The organism is Amycolatopsis sp. lyj-90 (assembly GCF_046549035.1).
Taxonomy (GTDB): domain Bacteria; phylum Actinomycetota; class Actinomycetes; order Mycobacteriales; family Pseudonocardiaceae; genus Amycolatopsis.
In genome coordinates this window covers 350,885-377,011 of the sequence record NZ_JAJPWP010000002.1, presented here as the reverse complement: position 1 = coordinate 377,011, position 26,127 = coordinate 350,885, and the positions used below count along the sequence as shown (strand labels likewise).

The following is a 26,127-nucleotide window of genomic DNA, read 5'->3' as shown; positions in this document are numbered from 1 at the left end:
TCCGTGAAGGCCTCCTTCCCTACCCTGAAGGTAGTGAAGGAGGCCTTCACGGACTGCCGAGTGTGCTGTCGGCGGCCACCAGGCTCAGCGAGAGAACAGTCGCCCGGCCGCCTTGAGCAGATCGTCCAGCTCCGAGGAGAGCGAGCCGGCTTTCTGTGCGAAGGTCGAGATCTTCAGCTCGGGCGGTGGCAGTCGTTTCTGCTGCCGGGCCAGTGTCTGTCGCTCGTTTTCGGCGACCGTGAGATCGGCGGCGCAGCGCGTCGTCCCGGTGGTCAGGCCCAGCGACTGGATCAGCGTCTGCGTGTCGTACCGGGCGGCGGCGCCGTAGTCGACGATCCGGGTGCTGGCCTCGAGACAGCTTGTCACCGCGCTCTTGTACTTCTCGTTCCTGATCAGCTCGGGCAACTGTTCGCGGGCGGCGGTGGCGGTCTGGTCGATCACGGTCATCGTCGACCATTGGCTCTGGAGCACGGAATCTATCGCCAGGCCGATCTCGGCCGGGCGCAGCGCGACGGTGACGGCCGTGCCCGGTTCCAGCGTCGTGCCGCCGAGGGGGCCCGGTGATCGGCTCGCGCGGAAGATCTGCACCATCGCCGGCACGCCGCCGTGTTGCAGGACCGCCGCCGGACGGGCGGGCTGAACCAGCCAGACGTCCTTGGTGTCGTTGCCGATGAAGACCGACGTGCCGGTTTCGTCGGTGCACATGGCCAGCCCGGAAATGTCCCGCGGGGCCCCGCCGGTCATCACGAGGGGTACGCGTTTCCCGGTCGTGGCGTCGGGACAGCCGGGGTCGCCGGAGTCTTCGTCGCAAGCCGCCGTCGTCAGGGCGATCGAGAGGATCACCATGACGACGGCCGTGCCTCCACGTGGTCGCCGCATCGCCGCCCCCTTCATCGGGAAAACGTGTCTGCAGGTCGTCGGCGAACCGGGAACCGTTACACGGCGGGATCCGCTATCTTCTGCTCATGGGGGAGAATGCGAGCGCCCGTGACGTGGCGCAGCGGCTGGCGGATTCGGTGAACAAGGTCTCGGTCGGCCGCGTGTACGACTATCTGCTCGGCGGGGTGCACAACTACGCCGTCGATCAGCAATTCGCCGAGGAACAGCTCCGGCTCGTCCCGTCGATGCGCGATTTCGCCCGTGCCAACCGGGCTTTCCTCGGCCGTGCCGTTCGCTACATGGTCGATCAGGGCATCCGGCAGTTCGTGGACATCGGTTCCGGGCTGCCGACCCAGGGCAACGTGCACGAGGTCGCCGAAGAGGTCGCGCCGGGCGAATGCCGGGTCGTGTACATCGACAACGAGCCGATCGCGCAGGCCCACGCGGAGATCCTGCTGGAGCAGACGGCCGACCCGGCCCGGCACACCGCGCTGGACGGCGACTTCCACGACGGTCTCCGGCTGTGGAAGAAGGTGCTCGGCACCGGGTTGATCGATCCGGGACAGCCGATCGGCCTGCTGGCGGTGGCGTTGCTGCATTTCATGCCCGACGAAACCGCCCCGCACGTCACTCTCGGCCGCTATCTGGAGCAGTTGCCTTCCGGCAGTCTCATGGCACTTTCGCATATCCACGTTCCGGCCGAGGACACCGTGCTGCACGAACAATCGGCGAACGTGGTCGATTCCTACCGCCGCCGGACCAACAGTGCCATCACGCTTCGCGGGCGGGAAGAGATCGCCTCTTTCTTCACCGGACTGCGGCCGGTCGAGCCCGGTCTCGTGTGGTTGCCGGAATGGCGTCCCGAAGGCGGACCGCTGCACGAGGAAGATTTGGTGGGGTCTCGCGGCTTGGCGGGCGTGGCCCGTAAACCCTGAACCTCGTGAGTGGTAAGGACGGTTAGAACCGTCCTTACCACTCACGAGGCTTTGTCGGTCAGGAACGGGTCAGCGTGACCCCGTAGGTGTTCGCCGCGTCCACGACGGGCTGGTAGTAGGAGTACGAGCCGGTGGCGTTGGAGCCCTGGTTGTACCCGCAGTCGTGGCCGTCGTCGGGGCCGCCGGAGGTCATGCCCTGCGCGGTGTTGCCCGCGATGTAGGCACCGCCGCTGTCGCCGCCTTCGGTGCAGACCGTGGACTTCGCCAGGCCCTTGGTGGCGACGCTTTCCCCGTTGTAGCGGACGGTCTGGTTGTAGGCGGTGATCTTGCCGCAGGTCCAGCCGGTGGTGTTGCCCGCCTTGCACAGCGTGGTGCCGACCGGCGCCTTCGAGCTGCCGGTGATCTGCACCGTGGTGCCCTTGCGGGTGTCGACGTAGCCGCGGCCGGTGTCTTCGTCGTCGATGTCCATCAGGCCCATGTCGGCCGACGGGAACTCGGTGGCGACGCCCCGGCCGATGTGGACGCCGTTGCGGTTGAGGATGTCCGGGTTCCCTTCGACGCAGTGCCCGGCGGTGAGCAGCACGTTGTCGCCGTCACTGGTGGTGCCGGGGAAGCCGAGGGAGCAGTTGGTGCCGGGGTCGAGGTCCATGATCTGGCCAGGGATGACGTCGGCCTGCGTGGTGTTGCCGTTGGCGACCCCGGTCCGGACGGTCACGCCGGGCAGCGCCGAAAGCCTGCGGACGAGGGCGCGGTCCGCGCCCTGCTGCACGGTGACGACGACCTGGTCGGCCGCGAGTTCCGGACCCCAGGACTGCACCTGGGCGACGTCCTTGCCGATCACGCTGCCGACGGTGGCGGTCAGGGCGTCCAGCGCCTTCTCACCGCGGGCGCCGGTGCGGGCGGTCAAACCGGCCGCGCGGAGTGCCTGGGCGGATCCGGCGTCGGAGTTCACCACGAGGGCGCCGGCGTCGTCGAAGTACGCGCCGTCGGTGTGCAGGCCACGTGTTCTGATGCTCTCCAGCGACGAGATCAGGTTCTTCTCGTGGTCGAGTTTCTGCGCGGCCTGAAGCGGGCTGACCTGGAGCTGGGCCGCGAGGGTCTCGAGCATCGTCTGGTCGTAAGCGGTGACCGGAGCGGCGGTCGCCGGAACGGCGAACGCGCCTATTCCGGCGCAGACGCTCAGCAGAGTGAGCATGACGGGTCCGCGAATTCGCATGCGAATTTCCTTCGATAAGGAGGGAACGACGAACCGCCGGAATATGTTCTAAAAGGCAGGGACCGGGCGGTTCATCTCGACGTCACGCAGATTACGAGCGGCTGACTATCGTGTCGTAGCGCCGAAAGTAGGTTCCGTTGAACCGGTACTACTTTCGTATGCGGAAAACGTGAATTGCCTGCGTATTCTATTGCGCGGAAGTGTCAATGGCGCAAAAGTGTCAGCGATTCGGGTTCTCGCCGAGATAGGTGTCCAGCGCGGCGGCGCCGGAGAGCAAGGCACGGCCCCGCGCCGAGAGACGGGTGTGCCAGTCGTGCAGCGTCGACTCGAGGGGCACGACACCTCCGGCCGAGCGGACCTGCTCGATCAGCGGCGCGATCCGCTCCAGGAGATAGCCGCCCCGCCTGAGCTGATGGGTCAGCTTGGCGTCGCGCACATCGGCCGCGCTGTACACGCGGTAACCCGTCCGCGGGTCACGCTCGGGCCGGAGAAGGCCGGCGCGTTCCCATTTCCGGAGGGTGGCGGGCCGGACGCCCAGTTTCCGCGACAGCGGGCCGACGAACAGATCGCCCCGCTCCTGCGACACGGGCACGGGCTCGAGTTCGCGGAGCGCGGCCGCGACGGCCTGGAGGGTGCGGCGGTCGTCGAGCAGTTGGGCGTGACTCTCGTCGACGAGCCGGAGCGCCTCCTCGACCGCGCCCCGGTTGACCGCGGCCATGATCGACGTCGCCGTCGCGTGGCCGTGTCCCGGCACGAGGGCGAGGAACGCGCGCAGGGCTTGCGCGTGCAGCGGTGTGTAGGTGCGATAGCCCTGCGGACCGCGTTCGGCCGCCGGGAGGATGCCGTCCGCCTCGTAGTTGCGGACGGCCTGCGTCGACAGACCGTGCTCACGCGCCAGATCGACCGGCCTGAGCCGTTCGCGGGTTTGAAGGTTTCGGCCCACTGTCCTGCCATCGTCGCTGCGAAGTGCCAACCGGCGATTCAACGATACAGTCGAGTGAATGACAGCGGCGGAACAGAACCTCACGATCGACCTCGACCTGGCGGAACTACGTGCGGTCACGGCCTTCTCCGTGGCCTGCGCGGAGCCCGCCCTGGCGATCTTCGAGCGCGAGTGCCCGGAGGATCCGCGTCCGCGGGCCGTGCTCGACGAGGCACGCAAGTTCGCGGCCGGGGGCAAGCGGACGAAGGCGTTGCGGATGACCTCGCTGGACGCGCACCGGGCGGCTCGGGCCGCCAGGGAAAGCGGTCGTGAAGCCGCGTTCGAGGCGGCCCGGGCCGCCGGCCACGCGGGAGCGTCCGCGTATCTGCATCCGCTGGCGAAAGCGACCCAGGTCCCGCACATCCTGGGAGCCGCCGCGAACGCGGCGCGCGCCTTCGAACTCGAGGCCGGTGATGACCCCGCCGTCGGCGCCGGGCACATCGAGAAGCTGGCCGGTCTCGCCGGTCCTGTCGTGGTGGACGTCCTGAAGCGCTACCCGGACGCTCCGGGCGGCGGTCGCCGGGCAGGGGAGTTGCTGCGGACGCTGGACGCGTCGTTGCGGTCGCGTTCGGTCCTCTAAGCGCGTGGGGAGTCCGCTCGCCGCTCGTACCGCTCCCGCGCTCGCTGATAGGCCGTGCCGAGCAGTTCGCGAGTGACCTCTTCGGTCCGGGACGCCGGGTTCACCACCGCCAGCCAACCCGCGGTTCCGTACACGGGATGGGCGATCACGGTGTCGGTGACGCCGGGGTCGACGTCGGTTCCGGCCGCTTCCCGGGGTGCGCGGCCGAGCCGCCGGGCGAACTCCTCCTTACCGGCGTGGATGTTCACGCGGAAGGTGTCCGGCCGGTCCAGGCGCGAGGTCTCGTCGCCGGGGTAGTTCTTGGTCACGACCGTCGCGAAGGGCTGGACGTTCGTGGGGACGACACCGTCGGGCGAGTAGTAGAAGAACGCGTCGCCCCAGCTGAGCTCCGGCCAGTCGTCGCCGGGCGCGGGGGTGAGGGCCAGGACGCCGTCGAGGTCCGACACGAAGCTGATGATCTCTTCGATGGTCATGTGCTCAAGCGTCACATTAAAGTGCTTGTGGAGGGTTCGACGACGTTTTCGACGGAGTGAAGGTGTCAAGTCTCAAATCGGCCGGGATGCGCACCGCGGAGGTCGCGCGGCGGGCGGGGTACTCCGTCCAGCAGGTGCGCAACCTCGAACGCGACGGCGTGCTCCCGGCGGCGACGCGGACGGCCGCGGGGTACCGGAGCTACGGGGAGGTCCATCTCCGGTCCGCGCTGGCCTATCGTGCGCTCGCCTCCGGGGTGGGGCCGGTCGAGGCCAAGAAGATCGTCCGCGCGCTGCATCGCGACCCGCTCGCCGAGGTGCTCGCGCTCCTCGACGCGGCCCATGCCCGGCTCGACGCCGAACGCGCGGATCTGCGGGAGGCCACGGAAGCCGTCCGGGTGATCTCCCGCGAACCGATCGAAGACGTGCGCGGCTCGGACTCGATGGGCGTTTCCGAACTCGCGTCGGCGCTCGGTCTGCGTCCGTCGACATTGCGGCACTGGGACGCGGAACGGCTCGTCGTCCCCGGCCGCGATCAGCGCGGGACGCGGCGGTACACGCCGTCCCAGGTGCGGGACGCGCGGATCGTGCACCAGCTGCGGCTCGCCGGGTATCGCGTCGCGCCCCTTCGCGCGCTCATGCCGGAGTTGCGGCGAGCCCGGAGGCTGGAGGACGTCGCCTCCGCGCTCGCCGTCCGGGAGGCCGCGATCACGGCCCGCTCGCGAGCGCTTTTCGACGGCACCGCCGCGCTTTCGCTCATCGCCACGGCAGGCTAGGCCGCGGTCTTCCGTTCGCGCAGGGCCGCGAGCGCCTTGTCCGCGTGGACTTCGAACTTCAGCTCGCTCTTGATCACCTCGAGGACCTTGCGGTCGGTGTCGATCACGAAGGTGCGCCGTTTGGCGTGCAGCGGGCTGAACCTGCGCCAGACGCCGAACTGCTTGGCGACGGCACCGTCCACATCGGACAGCAGCGGATAGTCGAAACCGTGCAGGGTGGAGAATTCGCGCTGTTTGGTGACGCCGTCCGGGCTGATCCCGACACGGTGGGCGCCGACGTCGGCGAATTCCGCGGCGAGGTCGCGGAAGTGGCAGCTCTCGGCGGTGCAGCCACCGGTCATCGCGGCGGGGTAGAAGAACAGCACGACCGGGCCGGTGGACAGGAAGTCCGACAGTGTGCGGTCCTGGCCGGTGTCGTCGGGCAGGGTGAAGTCCGGGGCGAGGTCTCCTTGGTCCATGTCCGGCTTTCGGAGCCGGGTGCGCGCCGGATTGGTCCCGGATCTCAGCGGGTGCAGCGCCAGAAGACCGTCGCGTTGTACGGGAAGAGGATCTTGTCGTACTCCTCGCAGTCGGTGAAACCGGCCCAGGTCGCCTGGTTCCTGGCGTCGTGCCGGGCATAGACGAGTTCGAGGCCGAAGTCGCTCGACCCGTGCCCGACGAACTCCCTGGTCTCCTGCGTGCTCGCGGAAGCGGGGGTGGCGATCGTGCCCAGGACGGCGGCCGCGCCGAGCAGCGCGAGCAGTGTTTTCCTCATCCGACCACGGTAGGGCGGGAGTGGTTCGCGGTTCGCCCGCTGGATGGGCGTTCTCACGGCCTCCGTCCGTCGTAGGTAACAAAGACCCTGAGGGTGCGAAAACGGATATCGTCGCGGCATGTCTACTCGCAAGGTCGGCACGCAGCGTGCCTTCGACGAAGCGGCGGCCGATTTCGCCGCGTTGGGGCGCTATCTCTGGGAGCCGATCGGCGCGGCCACGGTGGCGGCCGCCGGACTCGGCCGCGGAGCCCGTGTCCTCGACGCCTGTTGCGGGACCGGCGCGTCCGCGCTCCCGGCGGCGCGGGTGGTCGGCCCCGAGGGGGTGGTGGACGCGCTCGACCTCTCCGGTCCGATGATCGGCGAGTTGCGCCGGCTGTCGGCGGACCTGCCGCAGCTTCGCGCGCACCAAGCCGACGCGACGGCGTGGGAAACCGACGGGTACGACGCGGTGCTGACCGCGCTCGGCATTTTCTTCTTCCCCGACATGACGGACGGCACCGAGCGGCTGATCAGCCGGGTCCGGCCCGGCGGGCGGGCCGTGTTCACCATCTGGCGCGGCGGATCCATGGTGACGGCGGGCCGGTACGTCGGCCGGGCGATGGCCGCGGTGACCGATTCCGCGCCGCCGCCGGAACGCGAGCCCGGGTTGATCGACCGGATCAACCAGGCCGAGAGCTACGCCGAGTGGCTTTCCGCGCGTGGTCTGTCCGATGTGGACGTCGTGGTCAACGAACTGCGGCTGACCATGACGCCGGAAGTGGCGTGGCTGGTCATCATCGGATCCGGCTTCCGGGGCCTTCTTTCCGATCTCGAACCCGCTGTCGTCGAGCAGGTGCGCGAGCGCTACCTCGATTCCTTGCGCGACGAGGGTGTGACCGAGCTCGACGTCACCACGCTGATCGGCTCCGGCACCGTCGGCTGACCCAGCATCTAGAGGACTAAACGCGAGGGGTGGCGGGTTTCGGTGTACAGTCGTTCACTCAAACCGGGTGAACGGCGGGTACGGGGTGCGACCAGTCAAGGACTCCTCTGTTCGGGACCGCGGGCAAGGGCCGTTCGGCTCCTGGCTGCTCGGTCCGCTCGATCAGGACGCGGCCGTGTTGCGCCGTCGCGTCCAGGGGCTGCTCACCGGGACGCTGATCGCGACCAACGTCATCGGCGCGCTGGTCGTGGTCGGCCTGGCGGCGCTGTTGATGCCCTCGCCCGGCATGTCCGGCGAACTCGTCCGGGTCACCGCGATCGCGGTCCCCGTCTACGTGGTCTCCGCCGTCGTCGTGGGGGCGCTGTGGGGCACCCGGGGCGCGCTGCGGACGTTGCGCTGGGCGGCGGACGGCCGGACGCCGACCGACGCGGAGCGCGCCGCCTGCCTCCGCGTCCCGTTGCGCCTGACCTTGGTCCAGGCGGTGTTGTGGGGCATCGCGACCGTGGTGTTCGGCGCGCTGGCCGCGCTGGTGCAGCCGCGGGTCGTGCTGACCGAACTGCTCGTCGTCGCGTTCGCGGGCGTGGTCGTCTGCGCGATCGCTTATCTGGCAGGGGAGTTCATCCTCCGGCCGTACGCGGCCCTTGCCCTGGCGGGCACCTCGCCCGAGCGGCCCCTCAGCGGCGGGGTCAACCTGCGGATGCTGCTGTTCTGGTGCCTGGGCACCGGTGTCCCGGTCGCCGGGCTGGTGGTCACGGCGGTGCTGGCGTGGGTGCGCGGCGACGTGTCGACCACGAAGCTCGCCGTCTCGGTCGTCGCGCTCGGCCTGGTGGTGCTGTGCTTCGGCCTGCTGGTGACGGTGTTCACCGCCCGCGCCGTGGTGAACCCGATCCGGTCGGTGCAGCACGCGCTGGGCCGGGTGCGGGCCGGGGACTTCGCCGTGGAGATCCCGGTCTACGACGGCACCGAACTCGGTCTGCTGCAGGCGGGTTTCAACGGGATGGCCGTCGGTCTCGCCGAACGCGAACGTTTGCGGGACCTGTTCGGCAGGCATGTCGGCGAGGACGTCGCGATCGAGGCGATGCGCACGTCCGCCGAACTCGGCGGCACGGTGCGGACGGTGTCGGTGCTGTTCGTCGACCTGATCGGCTCGACCGCGCTGGCCGCGAGCCGTCCGCCCGAGGAGGTCGTCGGCCTGCTCAACCGGTTCTTCGCGGTGGTGGTCGACGAGGTCGACCGCAACCACGGGCTGGTCAACAAGTTCGTCGGTGACGCCGCGCTCGCGATCTTCGGCGCGCCGGTGCGGCTGGACGACCACGCGACCCTCGCGCTGTCCGCGGCCCGGGCGATCGGGCGCAGGCTGGCGGCGGAGGTGCCGGAATGCCCGGCCGGGATCGGCGTGGCGACGGGCGAGGTGGTCGCCGGGAACGTCGGCGACCCGCGCCGGTTCGAGTACACGGTGATCGGCGACCCGGTCAACGAAGCCGCCCGGCTCACGGAGCTGGCGAAGAACGCCGAAGCCCGGTTGCTCGCTTCGTGGACGGCGATCGAGTCGGCGGCCGAGGCCGAGGCCGGACAGTGGAAGGCGACGGAGAACGTCACCTTGCGAGGTCGCAACCGCCCGACGACGCTGGCGACCCCGCGTCCCTGAACCTTTGGTGGCGGATTCACAGCCCTTGTGAACGGACAGTGAATCTTGCGCGTGACCGCGCGTCGTGAGGTCGTGGACCCGCGATTTCCTGGCCGTCCCGACGTCGCGCTTCCTGTGAACGATCACAGCGTTTCCCCGCCGTCGAGCGAGGGCGTTGTCCCCGGGGGGCGCCGCGGCGCACGGTGATCTCGGCCGGGAGCACCTCGTCCGGCCGGCGGCCACCTCTGGTGCGCCTCTCCCCATCCCCATGTCAAAGGAGACATCTGTGAAGAGCTTATCGAGTCGGCGGGTGACCCGGGCCGTGCTGGCGACCGGTGCCGCGGTCTTCGCGTTGAGCATGGTGCCCGCCGCCGCCCTCGCACAGCCCGGCGGGGACGGCGACCGGCCCAGCGGTCTGATCAAGACCGAGACCCACACCCAGGTGCGCGAGATCGCCCCGGTCGCGGGCACGGCGATGACGGTCGCCTCGACCGCGGCCTCCAAGCAGTTGAACTACACCCAGCAGGTGCAGCAGTACAACCAGTGGTGCTGGGCCGCGGACGGTTCGAGCATCGAACGCTCGATGGGCGGAAGTGCCACGCAGGCCCAGTTCTGCGCGGCGGGCAAGGGAACGCAGGCGGGGTACTGCCCGAACCAGGCGGCACAGATCTCCGAGATCATCCGCGGGTTCCGCGGTACCGGCTTCTCCGCGCAGGACGCCGGTGGCCCCATCGGCTTCACCTCGGTCGTCAGCCAGGTCGACTCCGGGATCCTGAACCTGACGGGGATCTACTGGACTTCGGGCGGCGGCCACGCCCAGGTGATCTACGGCTACGACACCACGAGCCAGTCCATCATGGTCGGTGACCCGTGGGCGTCTTCCCCGCGGTACAAGACCTGGAACTACAACCAGTACCGCCGCAACGCCCAGCACACCTGGAACGACACCATCGTCAACATCCGGAAGGGCTGAGACGCGGTCATGAACAGGATCTGCCGGAAGTTCTCCGGTTGTCTCGTGCTGGCCGTCGCGGCACTCTTGCCGGTCACGTCGCCCGCCGCGGCGAGCGAAGGAGTCGTCCCGCCCTCGGCCGACGATCTCGCCGCCGCTGTGCGCGTCGCCGGTGAGCCGGGCGCGATCGGTCTCGCGAAATCGAACTTCCGGCAGGTCGACCACATCGAGCCGCGGCGGATCACGGTCAGCGAGCGCGGCGTGGCGGTCTACACGCTCAATCCCGATTTCGTCCGCGGCACCGCCGGCGCCCCGGCCGGTGCTTTGAGTTCCGTCGCCGTGACGGCCACCGCCGACTCCGGCCAGAAGGCGACTCTGCAGGCGATGCCGGACGGCCCGGGGAAGTGGGTCGCGGCCGGCGCGTTCTCCGGGAACGACGAAGAGACCTTCAGCGCCCGGCTCCGGCCCGGTTCGGTCCTGCTCAACGAACCTCAGATCGACGGCTGGTACGACCTCGGCGCGGACGACGTCGTACTCCTGCGGGCGAGCCTTCCCCAGTCGGAGGTGGGAAAGTCCCTCTCGCTTTCCGACTACCAGCGGAAGGTGCACGACCGTTACGGCGACAAGCTGCCGGGCTCGGACTATCAGCGCAATCAAGGAATCGGCTTCGCCCCGGCCGGCCCGCAGCTCGTCGACGGCGGGGTGCCCGTCGCGATTCTGGCCGGATCGATCGCCGGGGGAGTGGCCGTGCTCGCCCTCGCGGTGTTCTTGGTCTGGCGCAAGCGCCGGCTCACTCCCAGATGAGGTCGATTCCGGCGATCCCGACGCCGAGGTCTTCGAAATACGCGCTGACCGTGGCTCCCGGACCGCAGAACAACGGTTCGCTGACCACGGGAGGAAGTTCTTCGCGCTCGCGGACGGTTTTGACGCAGCGGGCCGGGATCGCTCCGGCGTCGAACCGCATCCGGAGAAGGTAGGCGGACATGCGAGAGCGCACTGTCCGGTGGAAACAGGTCGAACGGACGGACTCGGCCAGTTGCAACGTGAACGCGAAGGTGTGCGTCTCGCCCTCGGCCAGGCCACGGTCGAAGAGGAGCTCGAACACCATGCCCGGCGACAACACGCTTCGGCGCACCCTGCCTCGTCGGCAGCCATCGGTGGCGGAGACCGTCGTGGCCTCCATGTCGGTGCCGGGTTCGTCCTGATGCGTCACCACGAAGCCGTCCGCGCCGGCCTCCCGCGCCCGCACCACCATGGTGGAGGTGATCTCCGAAATGCGTCCTTCCCCGGTCATGGTCAGCACGTCGACGACGGTCACGACGTCGAGCTTCGCGTTTCCCACCGCACCGGGTGACTCGCTCAGTTCGTCCAGCAGCGAGCAGGTTTCGGCCCAGCTCTGCCGGAGTTCCGGCAACGACGGCCTGTGGTCGCCTTCGACGGGAGGCCGCCGCTGCGGGCCGATCAGGACGACCAGGCTGTCCGGGGGCAGGCCCAGCACCGCTTCGAGCGCGCGGACGATGTCGAGCGACCGCGGCGTCGACGGATGCCGGAGTCCGCGCTGCCAGTAGCTCAAGGTCGATTCGGCCACGGAAACCCCGCGTGCCGCCAGATGCGCCCGGATCCGGGACAGGGAAAGGCCGCGGTGATCCACCGCCTCGGAAAGCGCGCGATGGAAGGGGCCGGACCTGACCGCGTCCGGCACCGCTCGCCGTGCGCTGGGCTCCTTGGTTTCCTGGTACATAGGGCACCCCCACCGGGACCGGGTCGGGCGCACAGCATGTTGCAGTCCGGTGGCGGACGGCAACCGTCGAAGGTCGAGAACCGGACTTTCCGCCCCCTCAGGCGAACTCGAGCCGCAGCCCGGCGAGGCCGCGCAACGTCACCTGCTTCACCCAGGCCGGCTCGGAGGTCCGGTGGAAGGCGCGGCCCGCGCCGAGCAGCGCTTCGAACACGGTCCGCCCTTCCAGCCGTGCCAACGGGGCGCCGAGGCAGAAGTGGATGCCCTGTCCCAGCGCGAGATGCCTCGGCGAGGGCCGGTCGACGTCGAAGCGGTCCGGGTCCTCGTACGCGCGAGGGTCGCGGTTGGCCGCTCCCAGCAGAACGACCGTCTGGGCGCCTTCGCCGACGAACCGGTCGCCGACGGTCGCGTCCCGCAAGGCGATGCGGGTGGTCAGCTGGACGGGGGAGTCGTACCAGAGCATCTCCTCGACCGCGTTCGGGATCTTCGACCGGTCCTCGGCCAGTTTCCGGTGCTGCTCCGGGTGGTTCAGCAGCGCGAGGATCCCGTTGCCGATCAGGTTGGTCGTCGTTTCGTGCCCGGCGACCAGCAGGAGCATCGCGGTGATCACCAGCTCGCCCTCGCTGAGCCTGTCGCCCTCGTCGGACACCGACACCAGGTCGGAGAACAGGTCGCCGGTCGGCCGCTTCCGCCGGTCCTTCGCCAGTTCGCGGAAATAGGCGACGAACTCGCGCCGGGCGGCGACCGCCGCGGCGACGGTTTCCTTCGCGATCAGGAAGGACGGGTCGAGCGCGCGCCCCATCGCGTGCGACCAGCCCTCGAACCGGTCGCGATCGGCGAGGGGCACGCCGAGCATCTCGCTGATGACGACGACCGGCAGCGGCTTCGCGATCTCGGTCATCAGGTCGAATTCGCCCATTTCGAGCGCTTTCGAGACCAGTTCCTTCGCCAGTTCTTCGACCCTCGGGGCGAGTTGCTCGACCATCTTCGGCGTGAAGGCCTTGGAGACCAGCCGCCGCAGCCGCGTGTGATCGGGCGGATCGAGCCCGAGGAACGAACGGATCACGCGGCCCTCGTCGTCCACCGGCTCGTTTTCGTGCGGATCCGGCAGCACCTCCGGCTCCGAATGCCCGAACGCGGGGTTCTTCAGCAGCGCGGAGGCCTCCTCGAACCCGCTCACCACGAAGAACCGGTCGGCGGCCTCGAACACCGGTCCGCAGCCGAAGACCTGACGGTAGAACGGGTACGGATCGGTCCTGGTCTCCGGCGTGAGCAGGTTCTCGAGCATGGCCCGATCCTATGCTCAGCCGTCGAGGATCTCCGTCAAGTAGTGAAGGCCTCCTTCACTACCTTCAGGGGCAGGGTCTCGGCAAAGTCGGCTATCCGCACGTGTCAGGTTTCGAAGATTTCCAGCGGGCTGGTTGTCGCATAGTGGGGGTGTGACTATCCACAAAGGACTTCAAGACGGATCCTGGTGTCCGATTCGAGCGCTTTGCGCGGTTTGCGCAGGGGGTCGTGAGTGGTAAGAGGTTGTTATTGAGGATGAGTCAAAGGTGCGTGACCGAGCCTCTGCGTTGAAGGCCCCCTTCGGTAGCTTCAAGGCTAAGTGGTGGCCTTTGTGGCGCGGTTCTGGACCGGTCGGCGGGTGCCAGTCGTTCCCCGGTGTTCACAGGGGACACTCTCTGGCGGTTGAATGTCCGGTTAATGGCTATATGTGCGGTTTTCGAGGGGGTCGTGAGTGGTAAAGAGGGTTAGAACGCGCTTTGCCACTCACGACCCCGCTCGCAAAGCGTGCAAATAGTCATCAATCAGACATTTACTCGCCCAAATGTGTCCTTTATGGACGGTCAAGATGCGGTCGGCTCTCGTTGGCCGGCCAGATCCGGGACGTTGAAGGCTCGGCGCGACCCGACCGCGAACACGCCACATTTGCCCTTCCCCTCAATAGAACGACCTTTACCGCTCACGACCGCCTCGAAAACCGCCCAAATCGGGCAAAGATGCACCGAAGGTGTCCTCTGTGGACATTCGAGGAGCGTGTCAAGGTCACGGATGACGAGTCCGCTCCGTCACCCCTGCGACCAGCGGATAGCCGACTTTGCCGGATCCCTGACCTTCAGGGTAGGCAAGGAGTCCTTCACGGCCGGAAACGCGTGCGCCAGGGCGCCCCATCGGCTCAGCCGTCGAGGATCTCCGCCGGTGTGACGAAGCGGTACCCCAGCGCCCGCAACGAGTTCACCAGATCCCGCAGGCCGCCCTCGCCGAGGAACGGGTGGTAGAAGAAGCTCGCCACGTTGTCACGGACGACGAGCGCGCTCTGGGCGTCGGCGAGCATGTCGACGGCGGTGCGGGCGGCGTGCTGGTTGAAAGCGATGGGCGCCACGTTGCCGATGTTCTCGGGGACGACGTTCGCGCCGTAGACGTCGCGTACCGGATACGGGAAGAACTGGCCGTACACCTGTTCCGACGTCGCCGTGGCCGTCGAGCCGCAGCGGCCGCCGGGGCAGAAGCCCGCGTAGTAGCTGCCGCGGTCGTAGCGTCCCTGGAAGAGCGAGGTGGTTTGCTGGTAGTCCACGGCGGAACCGCCGTAGTGCGGGAACTCGAACATCGTCGGCTCCGGGAGGCCCACCCGCCGGAACTCCCCGAGTCCGGTCGCGATGCGCTGGTCGAACCACTGCGCCGAGTCCTCGGGCATCGGCCCGTCCATGTGCACGACGCCGTCGCCGTCGACACTGGCCTTGTAGAACTCGAAATCGCTCGCGCTCACCCCGTCGTACGGGTTCGGGCCGCTGTCGCTCTGGTGGCTGTAGCCGTGCATGATCAGCGTCGCGCCCGCCTGGACGGCGTCCTTGAGCACGCCGACCAGTTCCGGCGAGTCCACCAGCCGCGCGGAGGTCGGGTCGCCGTTGTTGGCCCGGCCCTGCGGATCCGAGTAGTACGGGTAGACCGCGAGGGAGAACGGGACCTGCTGCTGGATCAGGAAGTCCGTGATCCGCCGGAGTTCCTCGGGCTTCGTCCTCGGGCCGACGTCTTCGAGCCGGACCAGCGCGCGGTGCCGGTCCGGCGCCTGTGGCGACAGGACGCCCAGCAGGATGTCGGCCGCGGCGAGGTAGCGGTCCTGCGCTTCGGCGTAGGCGTAAGGAACTTCGGCCAGATACGTCAACTGTCCTGAATGGACCGCCCAGGGCGACGGCGTGCCGCCCGGTGCGCTCGCTTCGGCCAAGATCTGGACCTTCGTCCGGTCGCGGACGTCGATCGCGACGACCCCGGTGCCCGAACGCGGATCGCGGCGTAGGGGAGTGCCCTTGTAAGTGACGGTGGTGGGGTTGTCGTCGCGGTAGCCTTCCGCGCGCCAGCCGGGACCACCGGCCGCCTTGCCGGAACTGGCGTGCAGTTGCCAGATGTTGGCGCCGATCCAGACCACGGGGATCCGGGCCGTCGTGACGTCGGTCAGGAACGCCTTCGGCAGCGACGCGTCGTAGATCGAGCCGAGGTACACGATGGCCTGGAACTCGTCCGCCTGCCGCGGCCGGTAGTCGGCGGCGGGCTGCAGTTTCCAAGCGGTGCCACGGGAAACGAGGTTCGCGGTGAACATCGCGTACGCCTCGGCCGTTTTGACCTCGTCGGGTGGGGAAGTGGTTCCGTCCTTCTTTCGCCCGTCGTCGTAGAGCACGAGGGTCCGCCGGTCCGGATCGCCGCCGGGGCCCGGCAGTCCCGCCTTGCCCGCCTCGGGAGCGCGACCGGCGAGCGACACCGGCGTGGCGGGCGGGGACGCCGTGACCGGAGTCTTCTTGGTGACCTGGACCAGGACGACGACGGCGACGGTGACCGCGACGACCGCCACGACGGCGAGCCGGAACCACGCGGGCAGGCGGAAGCGCTGCGTGCCCTTGTCCTTCGTCATCGGGTCAGACCTCGGCCAGATCGCTCGCGGAGGCGGGCCGGAACGGAGCGGGCAGATCCGCGGCCAGCCCCAGCAGATGCGCGAGTGCCTGCTCGGTCCGTTCGGAGGCGGCGCCGTCGCCGAACGGGTTGCCGCTGCTCATCATCCGCGTCCGCGCCGCCGGGTCGTTCAGCAGTCGCGTCGCGGTCGAGACGATCTTCTCGCCGTCGGTGCCGACGAGCAGCGCGCAACCGGCGTTCACGGCCTCCATGCGCTCGGTGACGTCACGGAGCACCAGGACCGGGACGCCGAAGGTCGGGGCCTCTTCCTGGATACCGCCCGAATCGGAGAGCACCAGCGTGCTGGCCGCGAGGGTCGCCGCCAGTTCGGGATAGGGCAGCGACCCGGTGATCAGCACACCCGGCGTCGCGGCCAGTTCCTCGCGGACCAGGGCACGCACCTGCGGGTTCGGATGCGCGGGAAGCACCACCCGCAGTTCCGGATCCGAGGCCATCAACTCGGCCACCGCGCGCAGGACCTGGCGCATCGGCTCGCCCCAGGATTCGCGGCGGTGCAGGGTGACCAGCATCAGTTTGACCGCGCCGCGGGTCGCGTTTTCGAGCAGCGTCGCCAGTTCGGGATCGTGCACCGTGGTGGATTTGTCCGTCACCGTGAGGATCGCGTCGACGACGGTGTTGCCCGCGACGAGCACGTTCTCCTCGGGCACCCCTTCGGCCAGCAGGTTCGCGGCGGCGTCGGGAGTGGGAGCGAGGTGCAGCGCGGCCGCCTGGGTCACCAGTTTCCGGTTGAGCTCCTCGGGGAACGGCGCCCCCAGGTCGAACGAGCGGAGGCCCGCCTCGAGGTGCACGACGGGAACACGCCGCCAGAACGCCGACAGTGCCCCGGCCAACGTCGTCGTCGTGTCGCCCTGGACGACCACGGCGGCGGGCGGACGTCGCGCGGCTATTTCCTCCAAACCCAGGAGGAGTCCGGAAAGGAGTTCCGGTTGGGACCCCGTTCGCCGGTTCAGGGTCAGCCGTTCATCCGCCGTCAATCCGAAGGTCGCCAAGGCCTGGTCGACCATTTCGGGATGCTGTCCCGTGGCCACGACCACGGGCCGCATCCGGCCTTCGGAAGCCAGGGCCCTGGCCACCGGGGCCAGTTTCACGGCTTCCGGGCGGGTTCCCGCGACCAGCCAGATTTCGGGCATGGCGTCGGTCTCGTTCTGTGCGTTACGCACCTGGTCCTTCTTCCGGGTTCGCGCTTGGTACGGCGTGAATTCGTCGTTGAAGTCACGAAGGAGTGGTAGGTGAGGCGAGGATCACTAACTGATGGTCACCTTTACGGGGGATCGTCGCCCGCGAACGTTAACACAGACGGGGTACTGTACCCACCCGAAAGGCTTAATATCGCTTCCCAGGGTGACCCCAGGCTCACGGTGTGAAAACTGTGAGTAGATGTTTGCGGCGCCCTCTGTCCGGAGGAAAGACATGTCGATGGTGCCGGTGGGCCCGGTCAAGGTTTCCGCGCTCGGAATCGGCGCGACGATGGCGGGGGCGACGGTGAGCACCGTGCTCGCCATGGTGATCGGCGCGATCGCCCTGCTGCTCATGGCGCGTTCGCTGCACCTTCGCTTGAAGGACTGAACCACCCGCCCATGACGAACCCCGCCTTCGCCGCGACCATGATGCTGTTGCTCCTGTGGTGGCCGACGCACAACATCCTGCTCGCGGCGTTCGCGTGGCGCACCGGCCGCCCGCGCCGGGCGGTGGCCGCGCGCGGGGAGGGGCTGGAATTCTGGATCGTGATCCCGGCGCTCAACGAGGAGCGGGTGGTCGGGAACACCGTCCGCACCGCGCTTTCGCTTGGCACGACGCGGAATCCGGTGCGCGTCCTGGTCATCGACGACGGATCGGACGACGGCACGCCGGGCGTCCTCCGCGAGGTGACCGACCCGCGCCTGCACGTCCTGCGCCGTGATCTCCCGCTGGCCCGTCAGGGCAAGGGGGAGGCGCTGAACGCCGGCTACCGCTACATCCGCCGGCTGTGCGAGGCCGAGGGAAGCGTGCCGCGGACGATCGTCGGCATCATCGACGGGGACGGCCGGGGCAGCCCGGGGATGCTGCGCGAGGTGGCCGACGTGTTCGGCGACCGCGGAATCGGCGCCGTGCAATGCCGGGTGCGTATTCACAATCGGCGCAGCATTCTGGCCTTGTTGCAGGATCTGGAGTTCGGGGCGGTCGCCGACGCGTCGCAAAGCCTGCGCGATCTCGCGGGCAGTGTCGGAATGGGCGGGAACGGGCAATTCACGAGACTCGGCGTGCTGCGCCGTTTCGATCCGGCCCCCTGGTCGGACTGTCTGGTGGAAGACCTCGAACTCGGGCTGAGGCTGCACGTCGCCGGTATTCGGATGCGGTACGTGAAATCGGCGTGGGTGACGCAGCAAGGACTCGTCGATCTGCGCAGGTTGCTGCGGCAACGTACGCGATGGGCACAGGGCAATTTGCAGTGCGCAAGGCATTTGCGGGAATTGCTGGCCTCGCGTCACGTGGGCAGTATCGGTCTCTTGGACTTCCTCGCCTATCTCGTGACGCCTTGGCTGACGGTGCCGTTGTCCTTGGTGGTTTCGCTGTTGTTCGTGGGCACGCTCGTCGCTTCGTGGTCGGGCGTCACCTTGGGCGGGCTGATCGCGCCGCCGTCGGCGTTGCCGGGCGCGGCGTTGATCGGCGTGGTCGTGCTGCTGGTCCCCGGTGTGGTGTGGGCGGTCGTGCACCGGCTGCGGCTCGGCGAGGAACCGTTCCACCGCTGTCTGCTCGCGGGCCTTCTCTATCCGGGATTCCTGGTGCTCGGCGTGATCGCCACCTGGCGCGCGCTGTTCCGCGTGCTGGCCCGCCGCAACAGCTGGACCAAAACCGAGCGGCTGAGCGAGGACGAGACCGTCTCCGCCGGAGTGGCGTGACCCGGCGGGGTCATCTGCTCGCCGCGGTGCTCCTGGCGTGCTCGCTCGCCGGTTGCGGGGTGGAGGAATCGACAGGCTGGACGGCGACCGTCTACTACACCGCCGTCGAGGAGTTCCACCACGAACCGCCGGTCGGCGTCCGGGGTTGTCCCGACCGCGACTGTGTTTTCGGTGACGCAGATCTGGGGCGGCATCCGGCGGGCTTCGTCGCGGCGGTGCGTGAAGAAGGAACCGGCCGCCTCCAAGCGGGCGGGTATCTCAACTGGTCCCACAATGTCGGCTACTGGCTGGACTCCGAGCCCCGCGACGCCGCCGGTGACGCGTTGCGCCCGTTCGTCTCGGCGGCCGCGGATCCGGGAGTGCTCGCCAGGGGGACGGCGTTCCGGCTGATGGACTGTGGCCGGTTCCCGGCGGGCGAGGTGTGCGCACGCCTGCTCGACGCGCGCTGGGTGGTCGTCGACGAGTTCACCCCGGGCTTCGGCGGTGACCGGCACGTGGATCTCTATCTCGGCGAGGAAACCGGACCGGGTTTCACCACGGGCCCGTGGTACGCGACGTTGGCCGGGGCCACTGTCCGGCAGGAGTGAGCATGCGAAGGTGTTCGGATGACTGCCGACGCGATGATCGAAGACCTCAGGACCCTCGTCGAAATCGAGTCGCCTTCGGGTGACCTCAAGGCTTTGACGGCCTCGGCCGAGGCCGTCGCAGCCCTCCTCGAGAGCCGCCTCGGCGGTACGGCGACCCTGACGGAGAGCGCGGCCGGACCCCACGTCCGGTGGTCCGGCGGTGGTGAACCCCGCGTGCTGATCCTGGGGCACCACGACACCGTGTTCCCGATCGGCACGCTGGCGCGCCGCCCGTTCGCGGTGACCGGCGGCCGGGTGACCGGCCCCGGGGTGTTCGACATGCTCGGCGGGCTGGTGCAGGCGATCCACGGCCTGGCGGCACTCGACGATCTGACCGGTGTCGAGATCCTGGTGACGGCCGACGAGGAAACGGGCTCGCACGAATCCCGGGCGCTCATCGAGGAACGCGCCCGCGTGTGCGGCTCGGTGCTCGTGTTCGAAGGAGCGGCCGACGGCGGCGGTCTCAAGATCGGGCGCAAGGGATGCGGCACCTTCGAGGTCGTCATCACCGGCCGGGCGTCGCACGCCGGCCTCGAACCCGAAGCCGGGGTGAACGCGCTGACCGAAGCGGCGCACCAGGTGCTGGCCATCGCCGCGCTCGACCGGCCGGCGGCCGGGACGAGCGTCACCCCCACCGTCGCTTCGGCGGGAACCGCGAGCAACGTCGTTCCCGCCTCCGCGACCGTCGTGGTCGACATCCGAGTCGAGTCCGCCGAGGAGAAGGAGCGCGTCGAAGCGGGCTTCGCCGCGCTGACCCCGCGTCTCGCCGGGGCGAAAATCCTGGTCCGAGGCGGGATCCACCGGCCGCCGATGCCCGAGTCGGCCGCCGCGGAGCTCTTCGCTGTGGCGGAGCGGCTGCTTCCCGGTGTCGCCGGTGTCGCCGTCGGCGGCGGGAGCGACGGCAACCTCACGGCCGCGATCGGCGTGCCGACCCTCGACGGGCTGGGCGCCGTCGGCGGCGGCGCGCACGCCGATCACGAGTACCTGCTGGTCGAGTCGATGGTGGAGCGGGCGAACCTCGTCACCGGGCTCGTGGCGGCGATCCGGGACCGGACGTCTGCAGACTGACGTCCTTGATCCGTTCACGCGCCTGATGGGCGCGTTGTTCGTTGCCGTACCTGGCGAAGAGCGCTGCCGCTTCGCGCCAGCATTCGACGGCTTCGGGCAACGCGCCCCTCTCTCGGAGTGACTCGGCGAGTGTTTCCAACGGGTGGGCGATCGACAGTGGCGCGCGAATCGCCCTGGCCCGCGCGATGGCGGTCCGGCACACGTCGATGGCTTTCTCGTGGTCGCCGACCGTCTGCAGCAGCTCTGCGATCCCGTTCATCGCGCCGACCTCACCGGTCCCGTCGCCGACCTGGCGCCGCAGGGCGAGTCCTCGTTCGCAGTGCTCGAACGCTTGCCGATACTGCTGGAGCCCGGCGTACGCGTAGCCGAGATTGCCTTCGATGACTCCTTCCATGCGCTCGCCTCGGGGGATCACGTGCCGTGCTTCGAAGAGGGAAACGAGTGCCTTGTCGAATTCGCCCCGATCGAGATGGGCCAAGCCGATTCCGTTGAGAACCGAGCCTCGGCAGTAGTCGTCGTCGAGATCGTCCGACAGGGTCATGGCCCGGTCGAGTTCGGCCAGTGCCTCGTCCCAGCGTTTCAGCAGGGTCAGTGCTTCCGAGGTGTTGAGCAGCAGTCTGACCTCGACGGCGGTGTCGCCGGATCTTCGTGCGGCGTTCAGCCCGGTCTCCCCGCACTCGAGCCATTCGTCCAGCCTGCCGAGCAGAAGGAGGAACCGCATCCCTTCGGCCAGGGAGATCGCGTGCCGATGCAGCCCGGTGTTCGCGGCGAGCCGCAGGACGGCCAGACAATTGAGGCGTTCGGCCTCGATCCAGGCCATCGCTCCTTGCTGATCGTCGAACGGCGGCAGCGGACTAGACCTCGCCGCGAGCGGAGGCAGCCTGAGGTGACCGGGGAAGAGCAGGACGTCGCACGCGTGGGTGGCGTTCGCGTACCACCTGAGCAGTGACTCCAAAACGTCATCGCGCTCTTGGGCGCTGTCGATGACCATCGCCTGCTCCGCGGCGTAGGCGCGCAGAAGGTCGTGGAAGCGATAGCGCTTACCGGCGGAGGGTTCGACGAGATGCGCCGCCGCGAGGGCGCCGAGTAGTTTCCGAGCTTCCCTCGGGTCGAGCCTGCCGATGGCCGCGGCGGCGTGCAGGCTCAGATCCTGGCCGGGATGGAGGCCCAACCGCCGGAACAACGACGCCTGGTCCGCGGTGAGCCTTTGATACGACGAATCGAAGACCGCCCGGACGGCGGCTCGTTCATCCCCCGAGTCACTCAGGACGTCGAGGCGGTCGCGGTCGTCGGTCAGTTCGGCGACGACGTCGGCGACCATGGTCTGCCCGTCGTCGCCGACCCGGCTGGCGGCGATCCGCAACGCCAGGGGAAGCCGCGCGCACAGCCTGATCAAGGCGGTGACCGAGGCCGGTTCGGCCGCCGCCCGCTCCGGTCCGACGATCCCGGTCACCAGCTGCAGCGCCTCGCCGAAACTGAGGAGATCCAGCGTGACCCGGGTGGCGGACTCGGTCACGACCAGGCCGGTCAGACTGTCCCGGCTGGTCACGACAGCCATGCAACCCGGTGCGGCGGGCAGTAGCGGACGGACCTGGTCCGCGCTGTTCGCGTTGTCCAGCACGATCAAGACCTGGCGATGGGCCAGGAGAGAGCGGTACAACCCGGCCTGCGCCTCGACCCCCTGCGGCAGATCGTCGGGTGGCGTCCCCAAGGCCCGGAGAAAACCGTCCAGCACCTCGCCGGGCCCGGCGGCGTCACCGGGGCCGTAGCCGCGCATGTTGACGTACAAGGTTCCGTCGGGGAAGCGGTCCTGGACCCGGTGCGCCCAGTGCACCGCCAAGGAGGTCTTGCCGATGCCGGCGGCTCCGTCCAGCGCCGAGATGACCACGGCCTCGGAGCCGCTGTTCGGTCCGTTCTCGGAAAGCAGCGCGTCGAGGGCGGCCACGTGCTCGGCGCGGCCGGTGAAGTCGCGTACCGCCAGTGGCAACTGCCGTGGCACCACCGGCCCGGCCGGAATCAGGCCAGAACCTCGAGGGGGTGCGCTGTGCGAGTCGGGCTGACCGGCCATGGCTCAAGTCTGGCCGCGCGGCCGCGCCGGTAGTAGCCGGTACCGGCACCGCCACTCCGATGGAGCACCCCGTGTTTCGTCGACACAAGCTTCTTCGAGTGACCCAAGTCGCCAGTTCTTGCCCGATTTCGGGCAAGAACTGGCGTTTCGAGACCTCGCTGTGCATGATGGGAGCGTGGAGGACGCGGACATCGTCGAGCAGGTGGCCCTGTCGACGGGTCTGTCGACGGCCATCGCCGCCCGTGTCGTCGAGGACGTCCTGGCGTTCTACCGGCAGCCGGTCGAGCAGTACGTCCGGTCGCGGCACGCTCAGTTGCAGGGCGAAGGCAGGAAGAATCCCGAGATCTTCCCCCTCATCGCCGGGGAACTGGGCGCGCGGCTCGTCGCGCCTCCCGAACTGTCCGAGCGGCAACTGCGCCGCATCGTCTACGGCTGACGGGGCACGCCCGGTCTCGCGTGCCATTCGTCCGTTTTCTTTGTGAGGTTGACTCGTCATGTGCGGAATCGTCGGCTACATCGGCGGTCAGAACGCCGCCCCGATCCTGATCGAGGGGCTCACGCGGCTGGAATACCGCGGCTACGACTCGGCCGGGATCTCCGTCCTGGGCGGTAAAGGCGCGCAGGTGCACCGGATCGTGGGGCGGGTGCGGAACCTGACGGCGGCCCTGCCCAAGCGGCTCGCGGGCAAGGTCGGCATCGGGCACACGAGGTGGGCGACGCACGGCCCGGCGACCGAGGCGAACGCCCATCCGCACGTCTCCGAGGACGGCCGGATCTCCGTGGTGCACAACGGGATCATCGACAACGCCGACAGCCTGCGCGAGCAGCTCGGCCAGGCCGGGGTGACGCTGACCTCCGAGACCGACACCGAAGTGCTCGCCCACCTCATCGCGAGGTCGGGCGCGAAGACCCTCGAAGACGCTGTCGTCGAGGCCGTTTCCCGGGTCACCGGTACCTACGCGATCGCCGTGACCGACACCGAGCACCCCGATCGCGTCGTGGTCGCGCGCAACGGTTCGCCGCTGATCATCGGCGTCGGCGACCGGGAGATGTTCGTGGCCAGCGACCTGTCCGCGCTGGTCCGGCACACCTCGCAGGTGGTGCACCTCGACGACGGCGAGTTCGCCAGCGTCTCGGCGACGGGCTACCGCACCTTCACCGTCGACGAGAGCGACACCGGCAAGGCCGCGACCGCGATCGACATCAAGGCCGACGACCTCGACCTCGGGGGTCACCGGCACTACATGTACAAGGAGATCCAGGAGCAGTCGGAATGCCTGGAGCGCATGATCCGGGGCCGCCTCGACGACCGCTTCGGAGTGTCCCGTTTGGACGGTCTGAACCTGACTCCCCGTGATCTGCGCGGCTTCGCCAGGGTGAAGATCCTCGGCTGTGGCTCCGCGTACTACGCCGGGCAGATCGGCGCGACCATGATCGAGGACCTGGCACGGGTCCCGGCCGACGCGGAGGCCGCGTCCGAGTTCCGCTATCGCAACCCCATCATCGAGGCCGACACCCTCTACATCGCGGTCAGCCAGTCCGGCGAAACGGCGGACACCGCCTTCGCCGTCGAAGAGGTCAAGCGCAAGGGCGGCCGGGTGATCGGCCTCGTCAACGTCGTCGGCTCGACGATCGCGCGGGCCTGCGAGGGCGGTCTGTACCTGCACGCGGGTCCCGAGATCGCCGTCGCCTCGACCAAGGCGCTCACCAACATGGCCGTCGGGTTCGCGATGATCGCGCTGGCGCTGGGCCGGGTCCGCGATCTGTCCAATGCGGACGGACAGCGCATCGTGGCCGCCATCCGGGCCCTGCCGAAGCAGGTCGCGTCCATTGTGGAGGCGGAGTCGCAGATCGCCGAGCACGCCAAGACCTGCGCGGACGCGCGGAGCCTGTTCTTCATCGGCCGCGTCCGGGGTTTCCCGGTGGCACGGGAAGGCGCGCAGAAGTTCAAGGAGATCTCGTACCGGCACGCGGAGGCCTACCAGACCTCGGAACTCAAGCACGGCCCGCTCGCGCTGATCGACGAGTCGCTGCCCACGGTCGCCATCGTGCCGTTCGACGACCTCGCCGACCGCAACCTCGCCGCGATGCAGCAGATCAAGGCCCGCAAGGGCCCGGTCCTGGCGATCACGCACGACGACGTCGACTTCGGCGACCTCGACGTGCCGCGGTTCGTCGTCCCGCGTTCGGAGCCGGAACTCGACCCGATCCTGCTCACGATCCCGCTGCAGTTGCTGGCTTACCACGCCGCGCTGATCCTCGGCCACGACATCGACAAGCCGCGGAACCTCGCGAAGTCGGTCACCGTGGAGTGACCCTGATCTTCGAAGATCAGGTATCTCCCCGATGTCCCCGGCGTCTCACGCGGACATCATCTGTGACATGAAACTTCCAGTTGTCACAGCAGTCGCCGTCGTCGCGGCGGTCCTCACCTCGGTGCCGGCCGCCGCGACACCCTGCCTCGGAAAGCCCGACCCCGTCGCGTTGTCGGCGGCGATCGCGGGTCTGCCCGACAAGGACACGACGGGCGCGCTGGTCCGGGTCACCGGCCTGTCCGGCGCGTGGTCCGGCACCTCCGGGGAATCGGACGTCCGCACGCATGCCCCCGTCCGGCCGGACGGGTTCTTCCGGATCGGCAGCACCACCAAGGTCTACACCGCCGTCATGGTGCTCCAGCTGGCGCAGGAGAACCGGATCGACCTCGAACAGCCGGTGCAGCGGTACCTCCCCGGGCTGCTCCCGGCTGGCTATCCGCCGGTGCCGGTGCACACCCTGCTCGACCACACCTCCGGGTTGCCGTCGGTGGACATCCCCGGTCTCTACGAGCCGGAGTGGATCCTCGCGCATCGCTACGAGCACTGGAGCCCGCGCGAAGTGGTGGACACCGCGCTGCGCCATCCGATCGACTTCCAGCCCGGCACGGCCCAGAAGTACACGAACACCGCTTACGTCACGGCGGGGATGCTCGTCGAGAAGGTGACGGGACAGTCCTACGCCCGCAATCTGCGCGACCGCATCACCGTTCCGCTCGGCCTTTGGAAGACCTACTACCCGGAGGACGACCCGCGTCTGCCGAACCCGGCCGCGCGCGGTTATCTCGACGTGGACGGGGAACTGGTCGACGTCACCGAGATGAACCAGTCCATCCCCGGCGCCGCCGGCGCGATCATCTCCACGGCCGGGGACCTCGACAAGTTCATCACCGGTCTGTTCGGGGGACGGCTGCTCGGTCCCTCGGTGATGCCGCGCCTGTTCGCCGTGCCGGACGTGCCCATGGCCGACGGCAACGGACGCGCGAGTTACAGCCAGGGCTTGATGAAGCTGACCCTGAACGGGCTCACCGTCTGGGGAAAGACCGGCAGCCGGTACGGCTACGCGAGCGGGATCTTCGCCACCCAGGACCTCTCCAGGGTGGTGGCGTACTCGGTCAATCCCACGGTGAAATCCCCGGACGGCCAGCCGCTCATCGTGCAGAAGATCGCGGAAGCGGCGAGCAGGAGCCTGCCGAAGACCTAGGCCCGTGAGTGGCGATTCGGGCCAAGGGTGTCTTGGTCGCCTATCGCCCGCGGTCGTCCACGGGGGCGGGGCTGTGAAGGGCCCCTTGCCTACCTTGACAGTAGTGATGGGGGCCTTCGCTACTGTCGTGATCGCCACTAGACGCCAGGGTTTTCGGGGAGGTCGTGAGTGGCAAG

Annotated in this window: 25 protein-coding genes; 14 read left to right on the top strand and 11 right to left on the bottom strand. The window is 68.8% G+C overall.

The features are described from left to right. Positions 1-84: 84 nt before the first annotated feature. Positions 85-879 carry a hypothetical protein gene (locus ACLJPX_RS07385; protein ID WP_410599357.1) on the bottom strand — a complete coding sequence of 265 codons (795 nt, stop codon included), beginning with the start codon at positions 877-879 and terminating at the stop codon, positions 85-87. 86 nt (positions 880-965) lie between these two features. On the opposite strand from ACLJPX_RS07385, the gene ACLJPX_RS07380 reads away from it, so the two are divergent. Then, positions 966-1,814 carry an SAM-dependent methyltransferase gene (locus ACLJPX_RS07380; protein ID WP_410599356.1) on the top strand — a complete coding sequence of 283 codons (849 nt, stop codon included), beginning with the start codon at positions 966-968 and terminating at the stop codon, positions 1,812-1,814. Positions 1,815-1,872: 58 nt separating this feature from the next. On the opposite strand, the gene ACLJPX_RS07375 is transcribed toward ACLJPX_RS07380, so the two are convergent. Then, complete coding sequence (locus ACLJPX_RS07375; RefSeq protein ID WP_101608986.1) at positions 1,873-3,030, bottom strand: S1 family peptidase; 1,158 nt, start codon at positions 3,028-3,030, stop codon at positions 1,873-1,875. A gap of 220 nt (positions 3,031-3,250) precedes the next feature. After that, positions 3,251-3,973: a TioE family transcriptional regulator gene (locus tag ACLJPX_RS07370; protein WP_410599355.1), complete on the bottom strand. Its 723-nt coding sequence runs from the start codon at positions 3,971-3,973 to the stop codon at positions 3,251-3,253. A 58-nt stretch (positions 3,974-4,031) separates the two neighbouring features. Between ACLJPX_RS07370 and ACLJPX_RS07365 the strand changes: the two genes are divergently transcribed. Next, positions 4,032-4,592 (top strand): putative immunity protein, encoded by a 561-nt coding sequence (locus ACLJPX_RS07365; RefSeq protein ID WP_410599354.1) that lies wholly within the window; start codon positions 4,032-4,034, stop codon positions 4,590-4,592. Here ACLJPX_RS07365 and ACLJPX_RS07360 read toward each other — a convergent pair. Beyond that, positions 4,589-5,065: a DUF6194 family protein gene (locus ACLJPX_RS07360; RefSeq protein ID WP_101608983.1), complete on the bottom strand. Its 477-nt coding sequence runs from the start codon at positions 5,063-5,065 to the stop codon at positions 4,589-4,591. The two genes, ACLJPX_RS07365 and ACLJPX_RS07360, sit on opposite strands and share 4 nt — an antisense overlap. Positions 5,066-5,127: 62 nt before the next feature. On the opposite strand from ACLJPX_RS07360, the gene ACLJPX_RS07355 reads away from it, so the two are divergent. Next, positions 5,128-5,838 carry a MerR family transcriptional regulator gene (locus ACLJPX_RS07355; protein WP_410599353.1) on the top strand — a complete coding sequence of 237 codons (711 nt, stop codon included), beginning with the start codon at positions 5,128-5,130 and terminating at the stop codon, positions 5,836-5,838. Here the strand turns inward: ACLJPX_RS07355 and ACLJPX_RS07350 are convergent. Continuing rightward, positions 5,835-6,296, bottom strand: a complete 462-nt coding sequence (locus tag ACLJPX_RS07350; protein ID WP_410599352.1) for a peroxiredoxin — start codon at positions 6,294-6,296, stop codon at positions 5,835-5,837. The two genes, ACLJPX_RS07355 and ACLJPX_RS07350, sit on opposite strands and share 4 nt — an antisense overlap. 44 nt (positions 6,297-6,340) lie before the next feature. Next, on the bottom strand, positions 6,341-6,592 hold the full coding sequence (locus ACLJPX_RS07345) for a hypothetical protein (protein ID WP_410599351.1): 252 nt from the start codon (positions 6,590-6,592) through the stop codon (positions 6,341-6,343). Positions 6,593-6,710: 118 nt separating this feature from the next. Between ACLJPX_RS07345 and ACLJPX_RS07340 the strand changes: the two genes are divergently transcribed. The 4 genes from ACLJPX_RS07340 (at position 6,711) to ACLJPX_RS07325 (ending at position 10,897) form a co-directional block, all read left to right on the top strand. Continuing rightward, a complete protein-coding gene (locus tag ACLJPX_RS07340; RefSeq protein ID WP_410599350.1) occupies positions 6,711-7,514 on the top strand; it encodes a class I SAM-dependent methyltransferase in 804 nt (267 codons plus the stop codon). Positions 7,515-7,599: 85 nt separating this feature from the next. Then, positions 7,600-9,162: an adenylate/guanylate cyclase domain-containing protein gene (locus ACLJPX_RS07335; protein ID WP_410599349.1), complete on the top strand. Its 1,563-nt coding sequence runs from the start codon at positions 7,600-7,602 to the stop codon at positions 9,160-9,162. Between the two features lie 337 nt (positions 9,163-9,499). Continuing rightward, positions 9,500-10,114, top strand: coding sequence for a papain-like cysteine protease family protein (locus ACLJPX_RS07330; RefSeq protein ID WP_369862477.1), 615 nt, complete (start codon positions 9,500-9,502; stop codon positions 10,112-10,114). A 9-nt stretch (positions 10,115-10,123) separates the two neighbouring features. Next, positions 10,124-10,897, top strand: a complete 774-nt coding sequence (locus tag ACLJPX_RS07325) for a hypothetical protein (protein WP_410599348.1) — start codon at positions 10,124-10,126, stop codon at positions 10,895-10,897. On the opposite strand, the gene ACLJPX_RS07320 is transcribed toward ACLJPX_RS07325, so the two are convergent. The 4 genes from ACLJPX_RS07320 to wecB all read right to left on the bottom strand — a co-directional run bounded on the left by ACLJPX_RS07320 (position 10,884) and on the right by wecB (position 16,954). Then, a complete protein-coding gene (locus tag ACLJPX_RS07320; protein ID WP_410599347.1) occupies positions 10,884-11,834 on the bottom strand; it encodes an XRE family transcriptional regulator in 951 nt (316 codons plus the stop codon). The two genes, ACLJPX_RS07325 and ACLJPX_RS07320, sit on opposite strands and share 14 nt — an antisense overlap. Positions 11,835-11,931: 97 nt before the next feature. Then, positions 11,932-13,119, bottom strand: coding sequence for a cytochrome P450 (locus ACLJPX_RS07315; RefSeq protein ID WP_410599346.1), 1,188 nt, complete (start codon positions 13,117-13,119; stop codon positions 11,932-11,934). 888 nt (positions 13,120-14,007) lie between these two features. Beyond that, a complete protein-coding gene (locus ACLJPX_RS07310) occupies positions 14,008-15,735 on the bottom strand; it encodes a DUF2334 domain-containing protein (protein WP_410599345.1) in 1,728 nt (575 codons plus the stop codon). 4 nt (positions 15,736-15,739) lie between these two features. Then, positions 15,740-16,954, bottom strand: coding sequence for a non-hydrolyzing UDP-N-acetylglucosamine 2-epimerase (gene wecB / locus ACLJPX_RS07305; RefSeq protein WP_410599344.1), 1,215 nt, complete (start codon positions 16,952-16,954; stop codon positions 15,740-15,742). Between the two features lie 250 nt (positions 16,955-17,204). On the opposite strand from wecB, the gene ACLJPX_RS07300 reads away from it, so the two are divergent. Genes ACLJPX_RS07300 through ACLJPX_RS07285 form a run of 4 tightly spaced genes read left to right on the top strand, consistent with a single transcriptional unit; the run spans position 17,205 to position 20,367 of the window. Beyond that, positions 17,205-17,360, top strand: a complete 156-nt coding sequence (locus ACLJPX_RS07300) for a hypothetical protein (RefSeq protein ID WP_168214352.1) — start codon at positions 17,205-17,207, stop codon at positions 17,358-17,360. Positions 17,361-17,371: 11 nt separating this feature from the next. Further along, complete coding sequence (locus tag ACLJPX_RS07295; RefSeq protein ID WP_410599343.1) at positions 17,372-18,673, top strand: glycosyltransferase family 2 protein; 1,302 nt, start codon at positions 17,372-17,374, stop codon at positions 18,671-18,673. Beyond that, positions 18,670-19,260, top strand: coding sequence for a hypothetical protein (locus ACLJPX_RS07290; protein WP_410599342.1), 591 nt, complete (start codon positions 18,670-18,672; stop codon positions 19,258-19,260). Before ACLJPX_RS07295 ends, ACLJPX_RS07290 begins: the two co-directional genes overlap by 4 nt. 18 nt (positions 19,261-19,278) lie before the next feature. Then, on the top strand, positions 19,279-20,367 hold the full coding sequence (locus tag ACLJPX_RS07285) for a M20 family metallopeptidase (RefSeq protein WP_410599341.1): 1,089 nt from the start codon (positions 19,279-19,281) through the stop codon (positions 20,365-20,367). On the opposite strand, the gene ACLJPX_RS07280 is transcribed toward ACLJPX_RS07285, so the two are convergent. Continuing rightward, complete coding sequence (locus ACLJPX_RS07280; RefSeq protein ID WP_410599340.1) at positions 20,321-22,435, bottom strand: ATP-binding protein; 2,115 nt, start codon at positions 22,433-22,435, stop codon at positions 20,321-20,323. The genes ACLJPX_RS07285 and ACLJPX_RS07280 overlap by 47 nt on opposite strands. A 175-nt stretch (positions 22,436-22,610) precedes the next feature. Between ACLJPX_RS07280 and ACLJPX_RS07275 the strand changes: the two genes are divergently transcribed. The 3 genes from ACLJPX_RS07275 to ACLJPX_RS07265 all read left to right on the top strand — a co-directional run bounded on the left by ACLJPX_RS07275 (position 22,611) and on the right by ACLJPX_RS07265 (position 25,951). Continuing rightward, on the top strand, positions 22,611-22,871 hold the full coding sequence (locus tag ACLJPX_RS07275; protein WP_101608972.1) for a hypothetical protein: 261 nt from the start codon (positions 22,611-22,613) through the stop codon (positions 22,869-22,871). A 58-nt stretch (positions 22,872-22,929) separates the two neighbouring features. Next, entirely contained in the window at positions 22,930-24,750 is a 1,821-nt protein-coding gene (gene glmS, locus ACLJPX_RS07270) for a glutamine--fructose-6-phosphate transaminase (isomerizing) (RefSeq protein ID WP_410599339.1), read from the top strand. Between the two features lie 67 nt (positions 24,751-24,817). Further along, positions 24,818-25,951 carry a serine hydrolase domain-containing protein gene (locus ACLJPX_RS07265; RefSeq protein WP_410599338.1) on the top strand — a complete coding sequence of 378 codons (1,134 nt, stop codon included), beginning with the start codon at positions 24,818-24,820 and terminating at the stop codon, positions 25,949-25,951. Positions 25,952-26,127 lie beyond the last annotated feature (176 nt).